Source organism: Serratia sp. Sp408, from assembly GCF_057180665.1.
In genome coordinates this window covers 1,707,350-1,732,413 of the sequence record NZ_JBXUFT010000001.1, presented here as the reverse complement: position 1 = coordinate 1,732,413, position 25,064 = coordinate 1,707,350, and the positions used below count along the sequence as shown (strand labels likewise).

At 56.6% G+C, this 25,064-nt stretch carries 24 protein-coding genes; 13 read left to right on the top strand and 11 right to left on the bottom strand.

Annotated elements, in window-relative coordinates:
* Nucleotides 1–57: 57 nt before the first annotated feature.
* On the top strand, nucleotides 58–1,593 hold the full coding sequence (murJ, locus tag AC2AXP_RS08150) for a murein biosynthesis integral membrane protein MurJ (protein ID WP_484381532.1): 1,536 nt from the start codon (nucleotides 58–60) through the stop codon (nucleotides 1,591–1,593).
* A 61-nt stretch (nucleotides 1,594–1,654) separates the two neighbouring features.
* Here murJ and argS read toward each other — a convergent pair whose 3' ends face one another.
* A complete protein-coding gene (argS, locus tag AC2AXP_RS08145) occupies nucleotides 1,655–3,385 on the bottom strand; it encodes an arginine--tRNA ligase (RefSeq protein WP_004962068.1) in 1,731 nt (576 codons plus the stop codon).
* Between the two features lie 828 nt (nucleotides 3,386–4,213).
* Here argS and AC2AXP_RS08140 point away from each other — a divergent pair.
* Nucleotides 4,214–4,777: a VOC family protein gene (locus tag AC2AXP_RS08140; RefSeq protein ID WP_004962071.1), complete on the top strand. Its 564-nt coding sequence runs from the start codon at nucleotides 4,214–4,216 to the stop codon at nucleotides 4,775–4,777.
* On the opposite strand, the gene AC2AXP_RS08135 is transcribed toward AC2AXP_RS08140, so the two are convergent.
* Nucleotides 4,774–5,922, bottom strand: a complete 1,149-nt coding sequence (locus AC2AXP_RS08135) for a MalY/PatB family protein (protein WP_004962074.1) — start codon at nucleotides 5,920–5,922, stop codon at nucleotides 4,774–4,776. The two genes, AC2AXP_RS08140 and AC2AXP_RS08135, sit on opposite strands and share 4 nt — an antisense overlap.
* A 101-nt stretch (nucleotides 5,923–6,023) precedes the next feature.
* On the opposite strand from AC2AXP_RS08135, the gene cutC reads away from it, so the two are divergent.
* Complete coding sequence (cutC, locus tag AC2AXP_RS08130; protein ID WP_004962076.1) at nucleotides 6,024–6,782, top strand: copper homeostasis protein CutC; 759 nt, start codon at nucleotides 6,024–6,026, stop codon at nucleotides 6,780–6,782.
* A gap of 187 nt (nucleotides 6,783–6,969) precedes the next feature.
* The gene (locus tag AC2AXP_RS08125) at nucleotides 6,970–7,683 is read left to right on the top strand and encodes an HPP family protein (protein WP_004962079.1); all 714 of its coding nucleotides are present in this window, start codon (nucleotides 6,970–6,972) and stop codon (nucleotides 7,681–7,683) included.
* Nucleotides 7,684–7,735: 52 nt separating this feature from the next.
* Here AC2AXP_RS08125 and cmoB read toward each other — a convergent pair whose 3' ends face one another.
* The 5 genes from cmoB to AC2AXP_RS08100 form a co-directional block, all read right to left on the bottom strand.
* Nucleotides 7,736–8,707 carry a tRNA 5-methoxyuridine(34)/uridine 5-oxyacetic acid(34) synthase CmoB gene (gene cmoB / locus AC2AXP_RS08120; RefSeq protein ID WP_004962081.1) on the bottom strand — a complete coding sequence of 324 codons (972 nt, stop codon included), beginning with the start codon at nucleotides 8,705–8,707 and terminating at the stop codon, nucleotides 7,736–7,738.
* Entirely contained in the window at nucleotides 8,704–9,447 is a 744-nt protein-coding gene (gene cmoA, locus AC2AXP_RS08115; RefSeq protein WP_004962084.1) for a carboxy-S-adenosyl-L-methionine synthase CmoA, read from the bottom strand. The genes cmoB and cmoA overlap by 4 nt, the downstream gene beginning before the upstream one ends.
* Before the next feature lie 205 nt (nucleotides 9,448–9,652).
* The gene (locus tag AC2AXP_RS08110; RefSeq protein ID WP_004962088.1) at nucleotides 9,653–10,048 is read right to left on the bottom strand and encodes an MAPEG family protein; all 396 of its coding nucleotides are present in this window, start codon (nucleotides 10,046–10,048) and stop codon (nucleotides 9,653–9,655) included.
* A gap of 102 nt (nucleotides 10,049–10,150) precedes the next feature.
* Nucleotides 10,151–10,966 (bottom strand): DUF72 domain-containing protein, encoded by an 816-nt coding sequence (locus AC2AXP_RS08105; RefSeq protein ID WP_164844309.1) that lies wholly within the window; start codon nucleotides 10,964–10,966, stop codon nucleotides 10,151–10,153.
* A 59-nt stretch (nucleotides 10,967–11,025) separates the two neighbouring features.
* Nucleotides 11,026–11,610 (bottom strand): hydrolase, encoded by a 585-nt coding sequence (locus AC2AXP_RS08100; RefSeq protein ID WP_198772862.1) that lies wholly within the window; start codon nucleotides 11,608–11,610, stop codon nucleotides 11,026–11,028.
* Between the two features lie 397 nt (nucleotides 11,611–12,007).
* On the opposite strand from AC2AXP_RS08100, the gene aspS reads away from it, so the two are divergent.
* The 6 genes from aspS to ruvB all read left to right on the top strand — a co-directional run bounded on the left by aspS (nucleotide 12,008) and on the right by ruvB (nucleotide 17,339).
* Nucleotides 12,008–13,792, top strand: a complete 1,785-nt coding sequence (gene aspS / locus AC2AXP_RS08095; protein ID WP_004962101.1) for an aspartate--tRNA ligase — start codon at nucleotides 12,008–12,010, stop codon at nucleotides 13,790–13,792.
* Nucleotides 13,792–14,238: a dihydroneopterin triphosphate diphosphatase gene (gene nudB, locus AC2AXP_RS08090; protein WP_004962103.1), complete on the top strand. Its 447-nt coding sequence runs from the start codon at nucleotides 13,792–13,794 to the stop codon at nucleotides 14,236–14,238. Before aspS ends, nudB begins: the two co-directional genes overlap by 1 nt.
* A gap of 22 nt (nucleotides 14,239–14,260) precedes the next feature.
* Nucleotides 14,261–15,004: a YebC/PmpR family DNA-binding transcriptional regulator gene (locus AC2AXP_RS08085; protein WP_004962110.1), complete on the top strand. Its 744-nt coding sequence runs from the start codon at nucleotides 14,261–14,263 to the stop codon at nucleotides 15,002–15,004.
* A gap of 61 nt (nucleotides 15,005–15,065) precedes the next feature.
* Entirely contained in the window at nucleotides 15,066–15,587 is a 522-nt protein-coding gene (ruvC, locus tag AC2AXP_RS08080) for a crossover junction endodeoxyribonuclease RuvC (RefSeq protein WP_004962113.1), read from the top strand.
* A 112-nt stretch (nucleotides 15,588–15,699) separates the two neighbouring features.
* Nucleotides 15,700–16,314, top strand: coding sequence for a Holliday junction branch migration protein RuvA (ruvA, locus tag AC2AXP_RS08075; protein ID WP_088499710.1), 615 nt, complete (start codon nucleotides 15,700–15,702; stop codon nucleotides 16,312–16,314).
* A gap of 20 nt (nucleotides 16,315–16,334) precedes the next feature.
* On the top strand, nucleotides 16,335–17,339 hold the full coding sequence (gene ruvB / locus AC2AXP_RS08070; RefSeq protein WP_484381531.1) for a Holliday junction branch migration DNA helicase RuvB: 1,005 nt from the start codon (nucleotides 16,335–16,337) through the stop codon (nucleotides 17,337–17,339).
* Nucleotides 17,340–17,393: 54 nt separating this feature from the next.
* Here the strand turns inward: ruvB and znuB are convergent, their stop codons facing one another.
* Complete coding sequence (znuB, locus tag AC2AXP_RS08065; protein WP_004962121.1) at nucleotides 17,394–18,179, bottom strand: zinc ABC transporter permease subunit ZnuB; 786 nt, start codon at nucleotides 18,177–18,179, stop codon at nucleotides 17,394–17,396.
* Nucleotides 18,176–18,934, bottom strand: a complete 759-nt coding sequence (znuC, locus tag AC2AXP_RS08060; protein ID WP_004962124.1) for a zinc ABC transporter ATP-binding protein ZnuC — start codon at nucleotides 18,932–18,934, stop codon at nucleotides 18,176–18,178. The genes znuB and znuC overlap by 4 nt, the downstream gene beginning before the upstream one ends.
* A gap of 78 nt (nucleotides 18,935–19,012) precedes the next feature.
* On the opposite strand from znuC, the gene znuA reads away from it, so the two are divergent.
* The 3 genes from znuA (at nucleotide 19,013) to lpxM (ending at nucleotide 22,441) form a co-directional block, all read left to right on the top strand.
* On the top strand, nucleotides 19,013–19,969 hold the full coding sequence (znuA, locus tag AC2AXP_RS08055) for a zinc ABC transporter substrate-binding protein ZnuA (RefSeq protein ID WP_004962127.1): 957 nt from the start codon (nucleotides 19,013–19,015) through the stop codon (nucleotides 19,967–19,969).
* 21 nt (nucleotides 19,970–19,990) lie between these two features.
* Nucleotides 19,991–21,313, top strand: coding sequence for a murein DD-endopeptidase MepM (mepM, locus tag AC2AXP_RS08050; RefSeq protein WP_039992031.1), 1,323 nt, complete (start codon nucleotides 19,991–19,993; stop codon nucleotides 21,311–21,313).
* A 159-nt stretch (nucleotides 21,314–21,472) separates the two neighbouring features.
* The gene (lpxM, locus tag AC2AXP_RS08045) at nucleotides 21,473–22,441 is read left to right on the top strand and encodes a lauroyl-Kdo(2)-lipid IV(A) myristoyltransferase (RefSeq protein ID WP_004962135.1); all 969 of its coding nucleotides are present in this window, start codon (nucleotides 21,473–21,475) and stop codon (nucleotides 22,439–22,441) included.
* Between the two features lie 55 nt (nucleotides 22,442–22,496).
* Here the strand turns inward: lpxM and AC2AXP_RS08040 are convergent, their stop codons facing one another.
* Together AC2AXP_RS08040 and pyk are read right to left on the bottom strand one after the other, a co-directional pair.
* Nucleotides 22,497–23,387, bottom strand: a complete 891-nt coding sequence (locus tag AC2AXP_RS08040; RefSeq protein WP_004962137.1) for a leucine-rich repeat domain-containing protein — start codon at nucleotides 23,385–23,387, stop codon at nucleotides 22,497–22,499.
* A gap of 89 nt (nucleotides 23,388–23,476) precedes the next feature.
* Complete coding sequence (gene pyk / locus AC2AXP_RS08035; RefSeq protein ID WP_004962140.1) at nucleotides 23,477–24,919, bottom strand: pyruvate kinase; 1,443 nt, start codon at nucleotides 24,917–24,919, stop codon at nucleotides 23,477–23,479.
* Nucleotides 24,920–25,064: the final 145 nt, after the last annotated feature.

Below are 25,064 nucleotides of genomic sequence, written 5' to 3'. Positions count from 1 at the left end.
TGACACCAACGCCTGCTGCCGCAGGCGTTGATATTTTACGGTATTATTCAAAACCACATGAACCTACTAAAATCACTGGCAGCCGTCAGCTCGATGACGATGTTCTCTCGGGTGCTGGGCTTCGCGCGTGATGCCATCGTGGCACGCGTTTTTGGGGCAGGCATGGCAACGGACGCCTTTTTCGTGGCGTTCAAGTTGCCCAACCTGCTGCGGCGCATCTTTGCCGAGGGGGCTTTTTCGCAGGCTTTCGTGCCGATTTTGGCAGAATACAAGAGTCAACAGGGCGAAGAAGCGACGCGCACCTTTATTGCCTACGTTTCCGGTCTGTTGACGCTGGTGTTGGCCATCGTGACGCTGGCGGGGATGCTGGCCGCGCCCTGGGTCATTTTTGTCACCGCGCCGGGCTTTACCGACACGCCGGACAAGTTCGCGCTGACCTCGGCGTTGCTGCGTATTACCTTCCCCTACATTCTGCTGATCTCACTGGCGTCGCTGGTTGGGGCCATCCTGAATACCTGGAACCGCTTCTCGATACCGGCGTTTGCGCCGACGTTGCTTAACGTCAGCATGATCGGGTTCGCCCTGTTTGCCGCCCCGTATTTTAACCCGCCGGTGCTGGCGCTGGCGTGGGCGGTGGTGGTTGGCGGTGTGCTGCAACTGGGTTACCAACTGCCACATCTGAAGAAAATCGGCATGTTGGTCTTGCCGCGTATCAAGTGGCGTGATGCTGGCGTTTGGCGCGTTATGCGTCAGATGGGGCCGGCGATCCTTGGGGTGTCGGTGAGTCAGATTTCGCTGATTATTAACACCATCTTTGCCTCGTTTCTGGTGTCCGGTTCGGTGTCATGGATGTATTATGCCGACCGCCTGATGGAGTTCCCTTCCGGCGTGCTGGGTGTGGCGTTGGGTACCATTCTGTTGCCGTCACTGGCTAAAAGCTTCTCCAGCGGCAACCATGATGAATATTCACGTCTGATGGACTGGGGACTGCGCCTGTGCTTCCTGCTGGCGTTGCCTAGCGCGGTGGCGCTGGGCATTCTGGCCAAACCGCTGACGGTCTCCTTGTTCCAGTATGGTAAATTTACCGCGTTCGACGCGGCGATGACGCAGCGTGCGCTGGTTGCCTATTCGGTCGGTCTGATGGGGTTGATCGTGGTGAAAGTGCTGGCACCGGGCTTCTATTCGCGGCAAAACATCAAAACGCCGGTGAAAATCGCCATTATTACGCTGATCATGACGCAGGTGATGAACCTGGCGTTTATCGGGCCGTTGAAACATGCCGGCCTGTCCTTGTCCATCGGTCTGGCTGCCTGCCTGAATGCCTCTTTGCTGTACTGGCAGCTGCGCAAACAGGATATCTTCCAGCCGCAGCCAGGCTGGGCGGTGTTCCTTGCCAAGCTGCTGGTGGCGGTCCTGGTCATGTCGGCGGTGCTGGTGGGCGTGATGTGGTTCATGCCGGCCTGGGATCACGGCAATATGCTGGAACGCCTATTACGGCTGGCGGTGGTGGTAGTGGCCGGCGTGGTGGCTTACTTCGGCGTACTGGCTGGGTTGGGCTTCCGTCCAGGTGACTTTGCCCGCAAAGCGGCGTAACGGGGCAGCAGATGCAAAAAGGGTCGCCTTGGCGACCCTTTTTTATTGCCGATGGGCGGCGTTACATGCGTTCGACGGTGTCGATACCCAGCGTATCCAGGCCGGTTTTCAGCGTCTTGGCAGTGAGCAACGCCAGCTTCAAACGGCTCTGACGCGCTGCTTCGCTGTCGGCGTTCAAAATCTGGCAATGTTCATAGAAGCTGGAGAACAGGCCGGCAACATCGTACAGATAGCTACACATCACGTGAGGTGTGCCTTCGCGCGCCACCACGGTGAGGGTTTCCTCAAACTGCAGCAGACGGGTTGCCAGCGCAATTTCACGCTCTTCGGTCATCACCAGTGGCAGCGTCAGCGCGTTTTCATCGACGCCGGCACGTTTGAACACCGAAGCCACGCGGGTATAGGCGTACTGCATGTAAGGGGCGGTGTTACCTTCGAACGACAGCATGTTATCCCAGTCAAAGATATAGTCGGTGGTGCGACTTTTTGACAGGTCGGCATATTTCACCGCGCCGATGCCGACGGCATTGACGACCTTGTTCAGTTCGTCGGCAGGCATGTCCGGGTTCTTTTCGGCGATCAGCTTCGCCGCGCGCTCAATGGCTTCATCCAGCAGGTCGGACAGCTTGATGGTGCCGCCTGAGCGGGTCTTGAACGGCTTGCCGTCCTTGCCCAGCATCATGCCGAACATATGGTGTTCCAGCGAGACGGAGTCCGGCACGTATCCGGCCTTGCGTACGATGGTCCAGGCCTGCATCAGATGCTGATGCTGGCGGGAGTCGATGTAGTAGAGCACCCGATCGGCACCCAGTGTCTCATAACGGTATTTGGCGCAGGCGATATCGGTGGTGGTATACAGGTAACCGCCGTCTTTCTTCTGGATGATGACGCCCATCGGCTCGCCATCCTTGTTTTTGTATTCGTCCAGGAACACCACGGTCGCGCCTTCGCTTTCCACCGCCAGCCCTTTGGCTTTCAAATCCTCAACGATGCCAGGCAGCATGGCGTTGTACAGGCTTTCGCCCATTACGTCGTCTTCGGTCAGGGTAACGTTAAGACGGTTGTAGACCAGTTGGTTCTGCGCCATGGTGATGTTGACCAGCTTGCGCCACATGCCGAGGCAGTATTGATCGCCGCCTTGCAGCTTGACCACGTAGCCACGGGCGCGTTCGGCGAACTGTGCATCTTCGTCGTAGTGTTTCTTTGCTTCACGATAAAACTGTTCCAGATCGGACAGGCCCATTTCGCTGGCGTTTTCGTTCTGCATTTTTTCCAGGTAGGCAATCAGCATGCCGAACTGGGTGCCCCAGTCGCCGACGTGATTTGCCCGGATCACCTTGTGTCCGAGGAACTCCTGGGTACGAGCAGCCGCGTCACCAATGATAGTGGAGCGCACGTGGCCGACATGCATCTCTTTGGCGACGTTTGGCGCCGAGTAGTCGATGACGATGGTTTGTGGCTCGACCGGCGCAATGCCCAGTTTCGGCGCACGCAATGCGGCGTCGGCATGTTGTGCCACCCAGGCTGGGGTCAGGAAGATATTGATAAAGCCCGGGCCGGCGATTTCTACTTTAGTGGCGATATCGCCAAGATCCAGCAGTTGCACCACTTTTTCTGCCAGTTGTCGCGGGGGCATGCCGAGTTTTTTCGCCACGGACATGACGCCGTTAGCCTGATAATCACCAAACTGCGCCTTGGCGGACTGACGAACCTGAGCTTCGCAATCGGCGGGTGCGCCTGCGGCAATCAGCGCCTGGCTGACTTTTTCTGAGAGAAGAGCCTGAATATTCACCGGGATACCTTAAATGACGAACGAGGGTCGCGCACTGCGCCCCTCCGGAAAACAGCCTGTAATTGTACCCGATTGCAGGCGCCGCGTCAGCAGTTGGCGCGGATTGAAGCCGAGGAAAACCTGATGCACAGCCGCAAGGCGTTACCCACGGCTTTGGCGAGTGGGCGAACGGAGATTAAGTAAGCAAAGTAGGGGAGGGTAAAACAAAAAACGAATGGAGGGGTTAATGCTTTTTATTGCGACGATTCGCATCCAGGCTGCTGGTGCGACGTGTTTTAAAATGGCGATAAATGGCGTAAGCGGCAATAACAATCAATATTGCGGATAACGTTAAAAGGAACATGATAATTTATCTCTGTTATAACATTTTCCCAAAATAGCTTAATTATTTGCATGAAGCAATTCGTGACAATTTATTTAAGATAAGTCTCAGGTGACTGGCCTTGAAGGCTGATTTAAAACAATGACATGGATAATGATTTGCTTATTATTCCATCTGTTGCGTTGTTGGTAATGCGCATTGTTAATGCATCATTGTTTTTTTGTGTTGCAGTCACTCGCTAATGGCAGAATTACACGTCATTTGGTTATTAACTTATGATCTTAATTTTTGGTTTGGGGAAATTATTGGCATGCGAAAAATCCTAAAAAACAAATTAACGCACAAAAGTTTAACGTTACTGAAATTGATTAGCCATATAGCATATCGAGTCTGTTCTTTTATCTCATCATACAATGATGAATTTAATATGGCCGAACGTGGCGGTCGGCGCGCTGCCAGTGTAAATTATGCCGTTTGCAATGTGGTTGTGTTGTCGCAGGAGCTTTATGACCAATTTATCCGCTATCGCCGAGCTGGGCGACCTGGTGCTGGATCTGCCGCGTTTTGAGCAGGCGCTGGCGCAATTTGCCGAAAAACTGCATCTCGATCTGTCGCAGTTTACTGCCGATCATATTTCGCTACGTTGCCACCAGCAGGCCACCGCCGAACGCTGGCGGCGGGGATTGCTGCAATGCGGCACTCTGATCTCCGAGGCGATGATTAATGGCCGACCGATCTGCCTGTTCAGTCTGGCAGAACCGCTGTCGGTGGGGCCGTGGCGCATTGACTGCATCGAGTTGCCGTATCCCGGTGAGAAGCGTTACCCGCATGAAGGCTGGGAACATGTGGAACTGGCGCTTGGCGGCGATCCGCAGACGCTGTACGCGCGCGCGCTGGCGCTGTTGCCGGATCAGGCGCTGTTGGCACCGGGCATCAAACTCAAGCAGAGTTCGCCAAAAGGCCAAGGCGAACGCTTGCCAAATCCAACGTTGGCGATCACCGATGGCAGCGTAACCATCAAATTCCATCCTTATACGTTGCGTGAGATTGTCGCCAGCGAAGGTGCCTAGCCCATCAGCGCTTGCACGGCGTTGGACATACGCTGCAACGCGCGTTGCAGCAAGGCACGCTGGCAGGCGAAATTGAGCCGCACAAATCGTCGATCGCCAAACTCCAGGCCGGGGCTCAAGCCGACGCCGGCCTGTTCAAAAAATGCATGCGGGTTGTCGACCGGCAGCCCGCTGCAATCGATCCAGGCCAGATAGGTCGCTTCCACCGGCTGCAACTGCAAACCGGGCAGGGCAGTGATGCACGCCATCACCAAATCACGGTTACCACGCAGATAGTCTAGCTGGGCGTCTAGCCATGGCTGGCCGTGGCAATAGGCCGCCTGGGCCGCCACCAGTGCCAGCACGTCGACCTCCGGCACAATGCCGCGACGTTCACGACACAGCGCGCGCCGTAACTCGCTATTGGGCACGATGGCCATTGACGCCCCCAGCCCGGCGATATTGAAGGTTTTAGACGGTGACATCAGGGTTATGCTGCGCTGCGCCGCATCCTCATTCAGCGTGGCAAAGGGGATGTGCTGCAAGCCGGGCTCGAGCAACAGATCGCAATGGATTTCGTCGGAGCAGACGATCAACTGGTGCGCTTGTGCAAATTGCTGCTGCGCCAGTAGCTCATTGCGGCGATAAACCGTGCCGCCGGGGTTGTGCGGATTACACAGCAACAAGAGCTTTTCCCGCCCGTTCAATTGACTGGCTGCGGAGGACAAATCCGGTAGCCAGCGCTGCGCGCGCAGTTGCATGGGGATGGAGAGTTGGCGGCAGCCGGCAAATGCCGCCGCTTTGCGAAACGGTGGATAAATTGGCGCCGGAGCCAGCGTGCCGGCGTCTGCATCGGTAAAGGCACGTACGCACAGGTTCAGCCCACACACCAGACCGGGCAAAAAAATCAGCCATTCGGGCTTGATGTGCCAGCTATAGCGCTCTACCATGCGCCGGATAAAAACCTCAATAAGAACAGGGGAAGGATGGCTGTAGCCGAATACGCCGTGGGCGACCCGCTGTTGCAGCGCGTCGATCACCGCCGGCGGGGAGCGAAAATCACTGTCGGCAACCCACAGCGGAATAATGTCGCGATCGTGATATCTGTCCCACTTAACGCTTTCACTGTGACTGCGGTCTACCCATTGATCAAAATTGAATGCCATAGTTATCTCCTGAACCGTTTCAATATTGATGCTTTGAGCCTAGGCGAGAAGTCTGGTGCTTAACAACCGTTGTGTTATTTGGCCGTCATCTGGGGGTGACAATGATTAAACTGGAAGTTTGTTGCTATAGCGTAGATTGCGCACTGACGGCTGAACGGGCAGGCGCCGATCGTATTGAACTCTGTGCCAGTCAGAGCGAGGGCGGTCTGACGCCAAGCTACGGTTCCCTGTTGTTGGCGCGTGAACGGCTGAGTATTCCGGTACATCCGATCGTTCGTCCGCGCGCAGGCGATTTCTGCTACGGCGCGGTAGACTTTGCCGTGATGAAAAGCGATATCTCATTGATGCGTGACATGGGATTCGCCGGCGTGGTGGTGGGGATGCTCGACGAAGAAGGGCATATCGATCTGCGGCGGATGCAGGAGATCGTGTCGCTGAGCGGTGATATGGCGGTGACCTTCCACCGTGCCTTCGACATGTGCCAGAACCCGATGACCGCACTGGCGCAACTTACCGATCTTGGTATTGCGCGTATTCTGACCTCTGGCCAGCAACAAAATGCCGAACTGGGGTTGCCGCTGCTGCGTGATTTGCAGCAGGCCAGTCAGGGGCCGGTGATTATGGCCGGTGCCGGGGTGCGATTGAGCAATCTGCACAAGTTTGTCGATATCGGCATTCGGGAACTGCACAGTTCGTCTGGCCATACCGTGCCGTCGACCATGCGCTACCGCAAGGCGGGGGTGACCATGTGCGCCGATAATGAATTTGACGAATTCAGCCATTATTGCGTGGATGGCGAGATGGTCGAGGCGATGAAGAATGCGCTGGCGCTGGTTGATCCGATGGCGCAAAGCGCCTAGTGCGTCGGTGGTTGCTCTTCTGGCTCGTTAAAATCTCCTTTCGTCCGTGTCTCCATACATCAGCCCCGACCTTCTGGTCGGGGCTTTTTTGCGCATTCAGCCCTGGCATGGCAGGCAAGAGAGCAACCCGCCACGGTCGTGTGATATATTTGCTGCCGAAACGTTAATTTTATTATTGTCAGGTAGCATGATTAACCCGTTAGTTAAGCAGTTGAAGATTGGATGCGCGCGCCTATGGCCGCACCCGTTGGGCGTAGGAAAAAAGGAGATGCTGATCTCCGGTTGCGGCGCCGGTTTAGGATTAATGATTACCGGCTGGATCAGCCATTGGATGCTGGGGGAGGCCAACTTATGGTTTATCGCGCCGATGGGCGCCTCTGCGGTATTGCTGTTTGGCGTGCCGGGTAGTCCATTGGCTCAGCCGTGGTCAATCGTTGGTGGCAACCTGGTGGCGGCGACGGTGGGGGTCAGCGTCGGCGTGCCGATCGCCGATCCCGGTATCGCCTGCGGCGTTGCAGTGGGCATCGCCATTGTGCTGATGTTCAAACTGCGCTGTTTGCATCCGCCGAGCGGGGCAGTGGCGTTGACGGCGATCCTCGGCGGGCCGACGGTGCATCAGTTGGGCTACGGCTTTGTGTTGACCCCGGTGTTGCTCAATTCCGTGTTGCTGGCGCTGCTGGCACTGGTGTTCAACAATCTGGCGGGTCGACGCTATCCGCATGCGTTGGCCGACACGGAGGCCAAACCGGAACCGCTACCGATTGACGTACCGATCACCCGCGCAGATCTGCATGTCGCGCTGATGGACGGCGAGTTTCTCGATATTGACGAAGACGACCTGCAGGAAATATTGCAGCGGGCGGAACGCGCTGCCCAACAGCGATTGGCCATGCGACCTTAAACGCTAACCAAACGGCCGCGTCGGCGGCCGTTTGGCAACCTGGCGAGCTTTTTTAAGGTTTTCTGGCGATCAGCACCGCGCGACGTGGTGCGGGATAGCCTTCAATGGTTTTGCTGCGATCGTTCGGGTCAAGGAAATCCGCCAGCGACTCGCTGGTCATCCAGTCGGTGCGACGCTGTTCTTCAGTGCTGGTGACGCTGATATCTGCCACGGTTACATCAACGAAACCACATTTTTCCAGCCAGCATTTCAGCGCTTCGGTCGACGGGATAAAATAGACGTTGCGCATTTGCGCGTAGCGGTCACCCGGCACCAGGACCTGATGGCGATCGCCTTCTACTACCAACGTTTCCAGCACCAGTTCACCTTCACGCACCAGCTGATTCTTCAGCTGATACAGGTGATCCAGCGGCGAACGACGGTGATACAGCACGCCCATGGAAAATACGCTGTCGAACGCCGCCAGTTCCGGCAGTTGCTCAATCCCCAACGGCAACAGATGGGCACGCTGATCGCCGCCCAGCAGTTTGCGTACCGCTTCGAACTGGCACAGGAACAGCTGCATCGGGTCGATGCCAACCACAAACTGCGCCCCGGCGCCGATCATGCGCCACATGTGATAACCGCTGCCGCAGCCGACATCCAGCACCGTTCGGCCGGCCAAGGGAGAAATATGCGGTAATACCCGCTCCCACTTCCAGTCGGAATGCCATTCGGTTTCGATATCGATACCGTACAGCGAGAACGGCCCTTTACGCCATGGCATCAGGGTGCGCAGCATTTTTTCGATGCCTTCACGCTGGCCGGCCGACAGCGGCTGATCCAGCTCGGCGTGTACGCCGTGGAGCAGGTCAAGTCGGGTAGGGGTCAACGACGGCAGGTGTTCTACCGAATTGAACCATTGTTTGAATTTACCGTGCAGCGATTCGCGCTGCCAGGCGGAGATTTGCGCCGGCAGGGTATCCAGCCAGTGGCTGAGTGGGCTTTTGGCAATATGCCGATAAAAATCACCGAACTCAATCATGCCGTTTCTCCTGACTTCAAGGCGATCAGTGAGCCGAAGTTGAAGCATTGGAACCACACTTCAGCATGCTCAAAGCCGGCCTGCTTCAACCGTGCCTTATGGGCCTCTACCGAGTCGGTCAGCATGACGTTTTCCAGCATGCTGCGTTTCTGGCTGATCTCCAGTTCGCTGTAGCCGTTGGCGCGTTTGAAATCGTGATGCATATTGAACAGCAGTTCGCCGATGTCGCCGTCTTCAAAGCTGAATTTTTCGGACAACACCAGTGCGCCGCCCGGGCGTAGACCACGATATACATGCTGCAACAGGCGCAAACGATCGGCGGGCTCGAGGAATTGCAGCGTAAAATTCAGTACCACCATTGATGCATTCTCGATGTTGATATCGAGAATGTCGGCCTCGATCACCTCAACCGGCGTATCGGCGCGGAAGGCATCAATATGGCGACGGCAACGTTCGACCATCGCCGGGGAATTGTCGATGGCCAGGATTTTGCAGCCGTCAACCTTGATGTTTCGCCGCATCGACAGCGTCGCCGCGCCCAGCGAACAGCCCAGATCGTACACCTGACTGTTCGGCTGTACGAAACGCTCGGCCAGCATGCCAATCATGGAAATGATATTGGAATAGCCGGGAACGGAGCGCTGGATCATGTCGGGAAACACTTCAGCGACGCGTTCGTCGAAGGTCCAGTCGCCCAGTTTGGCTATCGGGGCGGAAAATAGAGTATCGCGGTTTGGCATAGCGGCAAAAAATCAGCTCAGAATTCGGAGGGGCGTATTCTAGCAGATTTAGCCTAAATAATTCGAGTTGCATCGCGGTGCGACCGTGCGACAGCGATTTGCACTCGCTGGCGTTGGCCGTTGGCAGCGCGCGGAGAATGGCGGGCGCGTGGATTCAAGTCTCTGATTCGGGAACAGGCGGCAAAGCCGCCTTGAACCGGCAACATCAGTACAGACTGAAGATCAGATCCCATGGCAGGTAGATGATATTTGCCAACACCATCAGCACCAGGGCAATGTAGGTGGCGGACATGCCAGAACGACGCCAGCTGACTTCACGGTTGCGCAGACCGTAATAATGCACCAGCCGACCGGCCATCAGCATCAGGCCGCACACGTGAATCATCCATACTCCAGCACCGTTCATCTCCATCATTACCAGCAGCACGGCGGCAATCGGGATGTATTCAACGGCGTTGCCGTGGACACGAATGGCGGTTTGCAGTTCATAAAAGCCACCGTCGCCATAGGCGACGCGATACTGTGTTCTGAGTTTGACTACGTCGTAAGAGAGTTTGATCAACAACAATGCGCCGAGCACTACATAAAGCGCGCTTACCATTATTTAACTCCATTCCCTAACCAAAACTGGCAGCAGCATGATAACTGCCATTAGTCCGGCTGTCGCGGAGAAAAATCTGATGTAATACGTCCGATTAATTGGTTAAAACAGTGAGTTCTGTTCTGGCCAGTCCGGTGGCGCGGGCAATGAGGGGATAACCCGCCGCAGCTGTTGCCAGATTTTTTGCGCCTGTTGTGGTGAATCTCCGTTATCCGGGGTGTGAATAAAAAGGTAAGGATTGTGCCGCCGTTGCCAATCGGGCAGTTTCTGTTGCCAGGGGGCAAACCAGCGCAGATTATCTTCCAGCACATCGCCGCCGATGAAGCGCACCAGCGGATTATTGGCGGTAATCAGCGCGTGCACCGGCAGCATCGGTTTTTTTTGCTGGGCGTCGCGTACGGCGGCACTGTTGGCGGCGGCGTGATGCACCGGTCGACTGTCGAGGATCACCCGGTTGATACCGCGCTGATGTAATCCCTGATTCAGCAGGCGTTCTTCTTCGCCCTTGGCGAAAAACGCCGGGTGACGCACCTCCACCCCGTAGGTAAACGCCTTGGGCAGCGTGTCGAAAAACGCCCACATTGTCGGCAGCTCGGCCGGGCCGAAGGCTGCCGGCAATTGCAGCCACAGTTGGCCGATGCGTGGCTGTATCGGCGTCAGACACTGATAGAAAGCCTGAATATCCGAGCTGCAATTGCGCAATGCTGCCTTATGGCTGATAGCGGAGGGGAACTTGAAGCAGAAGCGAAAGTTGTCATCGGTCATGGCGTGCCAGCGCTGAACGATCTCCAGCTTCGGCAGCGCATAAAAGGTGGTATTGCCTTCCACACAGTTAAAGTAGCGGCTGTAGTCAGCCAGGTCGCGCAGCCCGATACGCTGCCAGGCCGGGTGTTGCCATTGTGGTAATCCGATATACATCAGCGCCTTCGTCATGCATCGGCTGCCCCGGCAGGGCAGCGCAAAAAATAATGCCTACGTTAGCGTGCAACCTGAAGCGCGGCAAGAATTTCACCGGTGCTGCGCACTCGCGCCAGGCGTGGAAAAATGTTCTCAAAGGCAAAACGGTGCATCTCGGCGTTCGGCGCGCTGCACATGTCTTCGGCGATAATCAGTTCAAAGCCTCGTTCCCATGCGGCGCGGGCGGTGGACTCAACGCCGATGTTGGTGGCAATGCCGCCCAGCACCAGGGTTGTTATGCCGCGACGGCGCAGCTGCATTTCCAGATCGGTGCCGTAGAACGCTCCCCATTGGCGTTTGACGATCAAAATATCGCTGTCGTCGACCGCCAGTGCCTCCGGGAAGGTCCACCAATCAGCGGGCAAGCCGCCAACCGGTGCCGGCGTTGGCCGATCGACCGGCTGTTTCAACGCTTCGGCAAAGGTATCGGACCAGCCGACGCGTACCATCATCACCGGTGCGCCAAGCGCGCGGAAACGTCCAGCGAGGTGGGCGGCGTGCGTTACCACCTGTTCCGCACTGTGCGGGCCGCCGGCGTAGGGCAGAATACCGTTTTGCAAATCGATAACCACTAGCGCGGTGGTTTGGGCGTCAATGTTTAACATGGCGATTTTCTCATGGTGTAAATGGATTAAATCACCGCTGTAACCGGCACGCGTAACCCGGTGCGTTACAGCGGCTTGTTTCAGGCTACGTGAAAATTCTGCGCCGGGTTAACGGGAATTTTGTTAATCAATGTGTTGATTCGGGTAAAAACGCGCCATTTAGCCGTTGAACAATGCTGTGTTCGCACTTATCGGACGGATGAATTTCCTTTATAATGACCGCCTTTTTTCAACACTCTTTAATCCCACGACCTATGCCGATTTACGAATGTGTCTGCGCCGCCGACCGGCGTCGCGCGAGGCGATTCAAAACAGGTAATAAGCGTTCATCGGATAACCGCAGCGTGCAGAGCAGCAATTTCTCTGGCGCGGCATCGGCTGAGTAAAAGGATAGCGTATGCGTACTGAATATTGCGGGCAGTTGAATCTGTCCCACGTGGGCCAGGAAGTGACTTTGTGCGGTTGGGTCAATCGTCGTCGCGATTTGGGCGGCCTGATCTTTATTGATATGCGTGACCGCGAAGGCATCGTACAGGTGTTCTTCGATCCGGACCAGAAAACGGCGTTCGATAAGGCGTTCGAGTTGCGCAACGAGTTCTGTATTCAGATCGTCGGCACCGTACGCGCCCGTCCAGACAGCCAGATCAACAAAGACATGGCCACCGGCGAAGTAGAAGTATTCGCCCACGGATTGGAGATCATTAACCGCTCGGAGCCGCTGCCGCTGGACTCCAACCAGACTAACAGTGAAGAAGCGCGCCTGAAATACCGCTATCTGGATCTGCGTCGCCCGGAAATGGCCGACCGTCTGAAAGCCCGAGCCAAAATCACCAGCTTCGTGCGCCGCTTTATGGATCAGCACGGCTTCCTCGACATCGAAACCCCAATGCTGACCAAAGCCACGCCGGAAGGCGCACGCGACTATCTGGTGCCAAGCCGGGTGCACAAGGGCAAGTTTTACGCATTGCCGCAGTCGCCGCAGCTGTTCAAGCAGCTGCTGATGATGTCCGGCTTCGACCGTTACTACCAGATCGTCAAGTGCTTCCGCGACGAAGATCTGCGTGCCGACCGTCAGCCTGAATTTACCCAGATCGACGTGGAAACCTCCTTTATGACCGCCGATCAGGTGCGTGAAGTCATGGAGCAACTGGTGCGCGAGCTGTGGCAAGAAGTGAAGGGCGTCGATCTCGGCGATTTCCCGATCATGACCTTCGCCGAAGCAATGCGCCGTTACGGTTCTGACAAACCGGACCTGCGTAACCCGCTGGAGCTGGTGGACGTGGCCGATCTGGTGAAGGACGTCGAGTTCAAAGTGTTCTCCGGTCCGGCTAACGATGCCAAGGGCCGCGTAGCGGCGATCCGCGTACCGGGCGGCGCCCAGCTGACCCGCAAGCAGATCGACGAGTACGGTGCGTTCGTCAATATCTATGGCGCCAAAGGCCTGGCATGGCTGAAGGTCAACGACCGCGCCGCCGGTCTTGAGGGGGTACAGAGCCCGATCGCCAAATTCCTCAACGCCGAGGTGCTGGAAGCGGTGCTGGCGCGCAGCGAAGCGCAAACCGGCGACATTCTGTTCTTCGGCGCCGACAGCCACAAGATCGTGACCGACGCCATGGGCGCGCTGCGTTTGAAGCTGGGCCGCGATTTGCAACTGACCAGACTGGACGCATGGGCGCCGCTGTGGGTTGTCGACTTCCCAATGTTTGAAGACGACGGTGAAGGCGGTCTGGCGGCGATGCACCACCCGTTCACCGCGCCGCGTGATATGGCACCGGAAGCGCTGGCAAACGATCCTACCAGTGCCATCGCCAACGCCTATGACATGGTGGTGAACGGCTATGAAGTCGGTGGCGGTTCAGTGCGTATTCACCGTAGCGAGATGCAACAGACGGTATTTGGCATTCTTGGCATTAATGAACATGAGCAACGCGAAAAGTTCGGCTTCCTGCTGGATGCGCTGAAGTACGGTACGCCGCCGCATGCCGGCCTGGCCTTCGGTCTGGACCGCCTGGTGATGCTGTTGACCGGTACCGACAATATCCGTGACGTGATCGCCTTCCCGAAAACCACCGCTGCGGCCTGTCTGATGACCGATGCGCCAAGCTTTGCCAATCCGGCGGCGTTGCAGGAACTCGCCATCAGCGTGGTGAAGAAAGCTGCTACCGAGCAAGAGAGCGAGTGATGAACTACAAGCGTCCCGAGTCTATTCTGGTAGTGATTTACGCGCGATCCAGTGGTCGGGTGCTGATGTTACAGCGGCGCGATGATACCGAGTTCTGGCAGTCGGTCACCGGCAGCCTGGAGTTGGATGAGTCGCCGCCGTGTGCCGCACGGCGTGAGGTCATGGAAGAAATCGGCATCGATATCGACGCAGAGAAACTGCCGTTATTCGATTGTCAGCGCTGTGTGGAGTTTGAACTCTTTGTCCATTTGCGACATCGCTATGCGCCGGGAACCACGCGTAATAAAGAGCATTGGTTCTGCCTGGCGTTGCCCGAAGAGCGCGAGCCGGTGATTACCGAGCATCACGCCTACCAATGGCTTGAGGCGGCCGACGCCGTCAAATTGACCAAGTCATGGAGCAACCAGCAGGCGATTGAAGAGTTTGTGATTAATTCAGTCCAGTAGTCTTTATTTTTGGAGATATTTTATGGCAGGTCACAGTAAGTGGGCCAACACAAAGCACCGCAAAGCGGCACAAGATGCCAAACGCGGTAAGATTTTCACCAAAATTATCCGTGAGCTGGTGACGGCGGCCAAACTGGGCGGCGGCGATCCGGATTCCAACCCGCGCCTGCGCGCGGCGATGGACAAGGCGCTGTCCAACAACATGACGCGCGATACCATGAACCGTGCCATTGCGCGCGGCGTCGGCGGCGACGACGACAGCAACATGGAAACCATCATTTACGAAGGCTACGGCCCGGGCGGCACCGCCATCATGATCGAATGCCTGAGCGACAACCGTAACCGTACCGTGGCGGAAGTGCGCCATGCTTTCACCAAGTGTGGCGGCAACCTGGGGACCGACGGCTCGGTGGCTTACCTGTTCACCAAGAAAGGCGTTATCACCTATGCACCAGGTCTGGACGAAGACACGCTGATGGAAGCGGCGCTGGAAGCCGGCGCTGAAGATATCGTGACCTATGACGACGGCGCGATCGACGTCTACACCGCATGGGAAAATCTGGGCGAAGTGAAAGACGCACTGACCGCCGCCGGTTTCACCGCCGAGGCGGCCGAAGTGTCGATGATCCCGTCGACCAAAGCCGATATGGACGAAGAAACCGCGCCGAAGCTGCTGCGTCTGATCGATATGCTGGAAGACTGTGACGACGTGCAGGAGGTTTACCATAACGGTGAAATCTCCGACGAGGTGGCGGCGACGCTGTAATGCGTGCGAATGCGCGACAGCGCAGGGCAATGTTGGTTGTTCACACGGAGCGGCTCTGACAATGGCGATCATTCTTGGTATCGATCCAGGTTCACGCATCACCGGTTATGGCCTGATCCGTCAGCAGGGCCGTCAGTTGAGCTACATCGCCAGCGGCTGCATTCGCACGGTAGTAGATGATATGCCGACGCGTTTGAAACTGATCTATGCCGGTGTCAGCGAAATCATCACCCAGTTCCAGCCGGATTTTTTTGCCATCGAACAGGTGTTTATGGCGAAAAACCCGGACTCGGCGCTGAAGCTTGGGCAGGCGCGCGGTGTGGCGATCGTCGCTGCCGTCAACCAGAACCTTGAGGTGTTCGAGTATGCGGCACGTCAGGTCAAGCAGACGGTGGTTGGCACCGGCGCGGCGGAAAAGAGCCAGGTGCAGCATATGGTGCGCTCGTTGCTCAAGCTCTCTGCCAATCCGCAGGCGGATGCCGCCGACGCCCTGGCGATTGCCATCACCCATTGCCACCTTAGCCAAAACGTGCTGCGTATGAGTGAAGGGCGATTGAATCTGGCGCGAGGTCGGCTACGCTGAAAACGCGCGCTGCAACAACACGGGCTGGATATTCATCCAGCCTTTTTTATGGTATAAGCTTAGCAGCATTGCATGGCCGCAGGCCGTGATCGGAATCCAAGCAGGAGGGTAAATGATAGGTCGTCTCAGAGGTAATATCCTGGAAAAGCAGCCGCCGCTGGTGTTGCTGGAAGCGAATGGCGTCGGTTACGAAGTGCATATGCCGATGACCTGCTTCTATGAACTGCCGGAACTGGGGCAGGAAGCGATCGTATTTACCCATTTTGTGGTGCGTGAAGATGCGCAATTATTATACGGCTTCAATGACAAGCAGGAACGCGCACTGTTCCGTGAGTTGATCAAGGTGAACGGCGTTGGGCCAAAACTGGCGCTGGCTATCCTGTCTGGCATGTCGGCGCAGCAATTTGTCAGCGCGGTAGAACGCGAAGAAATCACCGCCCTGGTGAAACTGCCGGGGGTTGGTAAAAAAACCGCCGAACGCCTGGTGGTGGAAATGAAGGACCGCTTCAAGGGGCTGAACGGCGATCTGTTCAACAACAGCAGCGAAATCAGCCTGCCGGCCAGCGCGACTCAGACACCGGAAGCCGACGCCGAGGCTGAAGCCGCTTCCGCCCTGGTGGCCCTGGGTTACAAGCCACAGGAAGCCAGCCGCATGGTCAGCAAGATCGCCAAGCCGGGTGCGGATTGCGAAACCCTGATCCGCGACGCGTTGCGCGCCGCACTGTAACCGTTGCGAAGGGATAAAACATGATTGAAGCTGACCGCCTGATCTCTGCCGAGCCGATTACCGAAGAAGAGGTTATCGACCGCGCGATTCGTCCCAAGCTGTTGACGGAATACGTCGGTCAGCCGCACGTTCGTGAACAGATGGAAATCTTCATACAGGCGGCGAAGCAGCGCAGTGACGCATTGGATCATCTGCTGATATTCGGCCCGCCTGGATTGGGTAAAACCACCCTGGCGAACATCGTTGCCAACGAAATGGGCGTCAATTTACGTACTACGTCTGGCCCGGTACTGGAGAAAGCCGGCGATCTGGCGGCGATGCTGACCAACCTCGAACCCCACGATGTGCTGTTTATCGATGAAATCCACCGTCTGTCGCCGGTGGTCGAAGAGGTGTTGTATCCGGCGATGGAAGACTATCAGCTGGACATCATGATCGGCGAAGGGCCGGCGGCACGCTCGATCAAGCTCGACCTGCCGCCGTTTACCCTGATTGGCGCCACCACGCGCGCCGGCTCGCTGACCTCACCGCTGCGCGACCGTTTTGGCATCGTTCAGCGGCTGGAGTTTTATCAGGTAGCGGATCTGGAGCACATTGTGTTACGTAGTGCCCATTGCCTTGGTCTGAGCCTGTCGACGGAAGGTTCGCATGAAATCGCCCGACGCGCGCGCGGCACGCCGCGTATTGCCAACCGCCTGCTGCGACGGGTGCGTGACTTTGCCGAAGTGCGAGCCAACGGCCAGATCAGCGGCGAAGTGGCCGCACAGGCGTTGAACATGCTCAACGTCGACGCCGAAGGCTTTGACTATATGGACCGCAAACTGTTGCTGGCAATTATCGATAAGTTCACCGGCGGGCCGGTGGGGCTGGATAACCTGGCGGCGGCGATTGGCGAAGAGCGGGAAACCATCGAAGATGTGATTGAACCGTTCCTGATCCAGCAAGGCTTTATCCAACGCACGCCGCGCGGGCGGATGGCCACGCTGCATGCCTATAAGCATTTCGGTATCGAACGCGAAGAGTAATAAAAAGGGCGCAACAGATTGCGCCCGATTATTTTGTCATCCTGATGACGGCGTTTACGCCTGCTGCTTTTTCGCCAGGCTGAGCACGAACAGTATTGCCGCACTCAGCACCACCGACGGACCGGCCGGGGTGTCGTAAAACGCCGAGAAGGTCAACCCGCCGCTCACCGCCAGCATACCGATGATTACCGCATATCCCGCCATCTGCTCCGGCGTACGGGCAAACCGCCGCGCGGTGGCCGCTGGGATAATCAGCAGCGAAGTAATGATTAACGCGCCAACAAACTTCATCGCCAGGCCGATAGTCAACGCCGTCACCAGCATTAACACGGTACGCGCCCGAGCCAGATTGACGCCGTCAACGTGCGCCATTTCCGGGCTGATGGTCATTGACAGCAAATCGCGCCATTGCCACCATAGCACCAGCAGTACAATCGCCACGCCAATGGCAATCATACCGATATCGCTGATGGTGACTGACAGCAGATCGCCAAACAGGTAGGCCATCAGATCGACCCGCACGTTGGACATCAGTGCCACCACCACCAGACCCAAAGACAGAGCGCTGTGCGCCATGATGCCAAGCAGGGTATCGACGGAAAGCTGCGGGCGACGCTCCAGCCACACCAGTACCAGCGCCAGCAGCAGCGTAACGGCAATCACCGCATAAAACGGATTGATATCGAGCAACAGGCCGAACGCGACCCCGAGCAACGACGCATGTGCCAGCGTATCGCCAAAATAGGACATGCGGCGCCAGACCACAAAAGATCCCAATGGGCCGGCGGCGGCGGCCAGCAAAATCCCGGCCAGCCAGCCGGGCAACAACAATTCGATCATGCCTCACGGCCCCCGGTTTTCTTTAACACAATTCGTCCTTGCAGATCGTGGCGATGATTATGGTGATGGCGGTAAATCGCCAACTGCTCTGCGCCGCGGTTGCCAAACATGGCGATGAATTCCGGGTGCATCGACACCACCTCCGGCGTACCGGAACAGCAAATATGCTGATTGAGGCACAGCACTTCGTCCGTTTTGGCCATCACCAGGTGCAGATCGTGAGACACCATCAACACTGCGCAGCCGAGCTCTTTACGCAACTGATCGATCAGGTCGTACAGCGCCAACTGGCCATTGACGTCGACCCCCTGCGTCGGCTCGTCAAGCACCAGCAATTGCGGCCTGTTGAGCAGCGCGCGTGCCAGCAGGACGCGCTGGTTTTCACCGCCGGACAGCTTTTGCATCGGTTGATCAAGCAGATGAGCGGCATGCACGCGCTTCAAGGCTGGCAGGATATCGACCTTCTTGACGCCGGGCTTCAGGCGCATAAAGCGGCTGACGGTCAGCGGCAGGGTAGCATCGAGGTGCAACTTTTGCGGGACATAACCGATACGCAGATTCGGCTGACGTTCAACCTCGCCTTTGGTCGGCGCGATCAGCCCCAGTACCACGCGCACCAGCGTTGATTTACCCGCGCCGTTCGGACCGAGCAGCGTCAGAATTCGACCTGGTTGCAGGCTGAGTGAAATATTCGACAGCACATTACGGCTGCCAAAAGAAACGGAGATATTTTTAAGCGTTGTCAGTGTAGACATGTCTGATTACATTTTGCAGAACTTACCGGATGTTATAATATCACGCCTCGCGGATTAACACGATGGGGATAATCGACTATGACACAGAAAAATAAATGGCTGCAGCGCACGCTGTTGGCCAGTGCGTTGATGATGGCGGGCAGCGCCTATGCGGCAGTGGTAACCACAGTGCGCCCGTTGGGCTTTATTGCGTCGGAAATAGCCGACGGCGTGACCGACACCGAAATTTTGCTGCCGGATGGTGCCTCACCGCATGATTTCGCGCTGCGTCCTTCCGATTTGCAACGCCTGCGCGCTGCCGATTTGGTGGTATGGGTAGGGCCGGATATGGAAGCCTTTCTCTCCAAGGCGTTGCAGCCGGTTGCAGCCAACAAGCAGATCGCCATTGCCGAATTGCCGGCGGTAAAACCGCTGCTGCTGAAAGGCGAGGACCATCATGACCATGCGCAAGAGACGCATAATCATGCAGCGCATGACCATGCCGATGAGCACGGTGATGACCAGCACCATCACGATCATGGCGAATACAATATGCACGTCTGGCTGTCGCCAGAAATCGCAAAAGTGACTGCGATCGCGATTCACGACAGATTATTGGAACTTATGCCGCAAAATAAGGACAAATTAGACGCAAACCTGCGCCGGTTCGAGGATCAGCTAGCGCAAACTGACAAAAATGTTGTTAAGATGCTTACGCCTGTGCAAGGTAAGGGTTATTTTGTTTTTCATGATGCTTACGGCTACTTTGAGAAACATTTCGGTTTGAGCCCGTTGGGCCATTTCACCGTTAACCCGGAAATCCAGCCGGGAGCACAGCGCTTACACCAAATTCGAACACAGTTGGTTGAGCAAAAAGCGGAATGCGTTTTTGCTGAGCCACAATTCAGGCCGGCCGTAATCACTGCCGTTGCCAAGGGTACCAAGGTGCGTTCTGGAACGCTGGACCCGCTGGGCAGCGGCATCGCATTGGGGAAGGGCAGCTACGGGAACTTCCTGACAGCGCTGTCTAACCAATACGTGAGCTGCCTGAAGTAAAGATTATGAGGATAATATCGAGTGCAGCAGATAGTCCGAACTATCGCTCTGGCGTATAACAACCTGCCTCGACCCCACCGCGTCATGCTGGGGTCGTTGACAGTGGTTACCTTGGCCGTTGCCGTTTGGCGGCCTTTTGTTTATCACCCAGAACAGGATCCCATCGTAAAGAACGTCGTCCTGGAAGCAAGCCAGGTACGATCGCTATTGCCAGAGGCCAGTGAGCCGATTGATGCCGACCAACCCACTCCCGATGATGACATCCCCCAGGATGAGCTGGACCAAAAGGTCGCCGGCGAGGAAGGCGTGCATGAATATGTGGTTTCTACCGGTGATACCCTCAGCAGCATCCTGACTCAGTACGGCATCGACATGTCGGACGTCGCCCAGTTGGCGTCGCAAAACCGCGAGCTGCGCAATCTGAAAATCGGTCAGCAACTGTCGTGGACGGTGAACGAGGCCGGCGATCTGCAGCGACTGACCTGGGAAGTCTCCCGCCGTGAAACCCGCACGTACGATCGTGTTGGCAACAACTTCAAGGAAAGCAGAGAAACCCAGAAGGGCGAATGGCGCAACCAGGTATTGGCCGGCAGCCTGAAGGGCAGTTTCGTCAGCAGCGCGTCGGCAGCGGGCCTCAGCCGCAGCGAAATCAACGCGGTGATCAAGGCGCTGCAATGGCAGCTGGATTTCCGCAAGCTGCGCAAGGGCGATCAGTTCTCGGTGTTGATGTCGCGCGAGCAGTTTGAAGGCAAGAGCGAACAGAGCCAATTGCTTGGCGTACGCCTGCGTTCCGGCGGCAAGGATTACTATGCCATTCGCGCTGAAGACGGCAAGTTCTATGACCGTCAGGGTTCCGGCCTGGCGCGTGGCTTCATGCGTTTCCCGACCATGAAACAGTTCCGTATTTCCTCCAATTTCAATCCGCGCCGTATTAACCCGGTCACCGGTCGCGTTGCGCCGCACAAGGGCGTTGACTTCGCCATGCCGGTCGGTACGCCGGTGCTGGCCATCGGTGACGGTGAAGTGGTTATCGCCAAGCGCAGCGGTGCGGCGGGCAATTACGTGGCAATCCGCCATGGTCGCCAATACACCACGCGTTATATGCACCTGAAAAAACTGCTGGTCAAGCCGGGCCAGAAGGTCAAACGTGGCGATCGCATCGCGCTGTCTGGCAATACCGGCCGTTCAACCGGGCCACATCTGCACTTCGAGTTCTGGGTTGGCAAGCAGGCGGTGAACCCGTTGACAGCCAAACTGCCACGCTCCGAAGGGCTGAGCGGTAAGGATCGCAGTGATTATCTGGCGCAGGTGCGCGAAGTGGTACCGCAGTTGCAACTGGATTAATCCGCAGGTGCCCGCCGTAAGGACAGAGGTCTAAATCTTCATTCATCGGCCTGAGTTGCTTGTCAGGCCGATGTTTTTCTTTGGCGCTTCGCCACGGTTAATTGCAAATTCATCATCTGCAATTATTATTAGCCGAACCGCTAAATTAAGAGTTGGTGCATGCAAAACGATAAAAAATCGAACGTAGAGTTCATCCCGCAATTTCAGAAAGCCTTCTTCCATCCACGCTACTGGGGCGTTTGGTTGGGAACCGGTCTGATGGCCGGCGTATCGCTGATCCCGGCGCGCATGCGCGACCCGGTGCTGGGCGCCGTGGGTAAACTGGCCGGCAAGGTGGCCAAGGGCGCGCGTCGCCGTGCACGGATAAATTTGCTGTACTGTTTGCCGGAAGTCTCGGAAAGCGATCGCGAGCATATCATTGACGAAATGTTCGCTACCGCGCCGCAGTCGATGGTGCTGATGGCGGAACTGGCGTGTACCGATCCGCAACGGGTGCTGAAACGCGTGCGTTGGCATGGTGAAGAGGTGCTGGATAACATCCGTGCCGAAGGGCGCAATGTGATCTTTCTGGTGCCCCATGGCTGGGCAGTGGACGTTCCGGCGATGCTGATGGCGGCACGTGGCCAACCGATGGCTGCGATGTTCCACAACCAGCGCAACCAACTGGTGGATTACCTGTGGAATGCGGTACGTCGCAAATTTGGCGGCCGCATGCACGCGCGTAATGACGGTATCAAACCGTTTATCAGCTCGGTGCGTCAGGGTTACTGGGGTTATTATTTGCCCGATCAGGACCACGGCGCCGAGCACAGCGAATTCGTCGATTTCTTCGCCACCTACAAGGCAACCCTGCCGGCGGTCGGGCGACTGATGAAAGTCTGCCGTGCAGCCATTGTGCCGCTGTTCCCGGTCTACAACGGCAAGACCAGCATGCTGGATATTTATATCCGTCCACCGATGGATGATTTGGCACAGGCCGACGACCATCAGATTGCCCGCCGCATGAACGAGGAAGTAGAGAATCTGGTGGGGCCGAATCCAGAGCAATACACCTGGATCCTCAAACTGCTGAAGACGCGCAAAGAAGGGGAGATCGAGCCCTATTCCCGTGACGATTTATACCGTTGATCGCTGAGAAGCGTGATAAAGGGCGCCAGTGGCGCCTTTTTTTTGCCGGGTGATTTCAAACGTGTACCAGACAGCCTTGTGCAATCAGGCTGTCGAGCACCGCGGGATACTGTGTGAAGTCGTTCCAGCGTAAATCCAGCCTGCGCAGATTTTTCATCTCTGCCATACCGGCAGGCAGCGTGCTGAGGCGATTGGCGCGCAAGTCCAGCGATTGCAACGCGCCAAGTTGGCAAAACGCTTCGGGTAAATGCGTTAGCGCATTAAAGCGTAAATTCAGCTCACGCAGTTGGCTTAACTGGCCAAACGAATCGGGCAGTCGCTCAATGGCATTGTTTGCAACATCAAGCACGTTTAGCGCGGTTAACTCGGCAATGGTTGCCGGCAGCTCACTCAGGCGGTTTTTCATCAGGTGCAGTTCGCGCAGCCTGGTTAACCGGCCGATCGCAGCGGGCAGGCTGGTGATGGCATTGTTGTACAGCCGCAGCTCCTGCAGATTGCCCAATTGCCACACCGCCGTCGGCACTGCGGCCAAACGGTTATCGGTGACGTTCAGGTAGCGCAACTCGCCTAGCTGGCCGAGGGTGTGGGGTAAATCACTAAAATGGTTATCGCTCAGGTAGAGATACCGTAGCTGGGTTAACTGACCGATCTCATCGGGGATCTGTGTCGCCTGGTTGTGGCCGAAATCCAGCATTTCCAACTGGCGTAATAGCCCGATCTGCTGCGGCAACTGCGTCAGTTGATTGCATGAAATATTCAGCACCTGCAAATTTGTGTGATCGAATATTTGCTGCGGGAATATCGTGAGGCGGTTGTCATACAGGCTGATTTTACGCAGCTGCGATCCCTGCAGTGCCAGTGGATCGATATGCGTCAGTGCCTGTCCGTCACGGTCAAGATGCGCTGACGAGGCGTTCTCGGTGCTTGGGGTATGTTGATGAAGCATACGCGCTGCTCTCTGTATGGAGTGAGGCAATGATAGTGTGGAACAACAGTGAGGAAAATGCCGGTCAGTGACCGGCATTAAACAGCGAACTACTCAACGCGCAGGATGCGGCTGGTATTGGTGGTACCGACGGTACTCATCACGTCACCCTGGGTGACGATCACCAGATCGCCGGACAACAGATAGCCTTTGTCACGCAGACGATTGATGGCGTCATTGGCCGCCGCTACGCCATCGGTGTGACTGTCGAAGTACACCGGCGTCACGCCGCGATACAAGGCGGTCAGGTTCAGGGTGTGCTCATGGCGAGACATGGCGAAGATGGGCAGCCCGGAGCTGATACGTGACATCATCAGCGCGGTGCGGCCAGACTCGGTCATGGCAATGATGGCGGTGACGCCTTTCAGGTGGTTGGCGGCATACATCGAAGACATGGCAATCGCTTCTTCGATATTGTCGAACTGCACCTCGAGACGGTGTTTGGAGACGTTAATGCTTGGGATTTTCTCTGCGCCCAGGCAGACTCGCGCCATTGCCGCTACCGTTTCTGCCGGGTATTGGCCGGCGGCGGTTTCCGCAGACAGCATTACGGCGTCGGTGCCATCCAGCACCGCGTTCGCCACGTCCATCACTTCGGCGCGGGTTGGCATCGGGTTGGTGATCATCGACTCCATCATCTGGGTGGCGGTGATCACGACGCGGTTCAGCGTACGGGCACGACGGATCAGTTTCTTTTGGATGCCGACCAGTTCGGGATCGCCGATTTCTACGCCCAGATCGCCGCGGGCTACCATCACCACATCGGATGCCAGAATGATATCGTCCATCGCTTCGTCGGTGCAGACGGCTTCTGCGCGTTCGACTTTGGAGACGATTTTGGCGTTGCAGCCGGCATCACGCGCCAGACGGCGAGCATAGTTCAGATCTTCGCCGGTACGCGGGAAGGATACTGCCAGGTAGTCGACGCCGATTTTGGCGGCGGTGACGATGTCGGCCTTGTCTTTGTCCGTCAACGCTTCGGCAGACAGACCGCCGCCCAGCTTGTTGATGCCCTTGTTGTTTGACAACGGGCCACCGACGGTCACTTCGGTGAATACTTTCATGCCTTGCACTTCCAGCACTTTTAGCTGAACGCGGCCGTCATCCAGCAGCAGCACGTCGCCCGGCACCACGTCGGCAGGCAGGCCTTTATAGTCGATACCGACTTTTTCTTTATCGCCTTCGCCTTTCGCCATGTTGGCATCGAGCAGGAATTTATCGCCGATGTTCAGGAAGATCTTGCCTTCCTTGAAGGTGGAGACACGGATTTTTGGCCCTTGAAGATCGCCGAGGATAGCCACGTGACGCCCAAGTTTGGCGGCAATTTCACGCACCTTGTCCGCACGAGCCTGGTGATCTTCCGCAGTGCCGTGGGAAAAGTTGAGCCGAACTACGTTGGCGCCGGCAGCAATGATCTTTTCCAGATTATTGTCGCGGTCAGTAGCCGGACCCAGTGTGGTAACAATTTTGGTTCTTCTGAGCCGTCTGGACATGTCTTACTCCGTTGACTGGTGAAGCAAATAAGGTGTTGCGATAAACATCGGATAACAAAGCCAGGTGTGAACGCTAATTTAACTACACTGATGTTACCCGCATGAGCGTATTGGTACGTTACAGACTATAATGCTGCCGATCAAA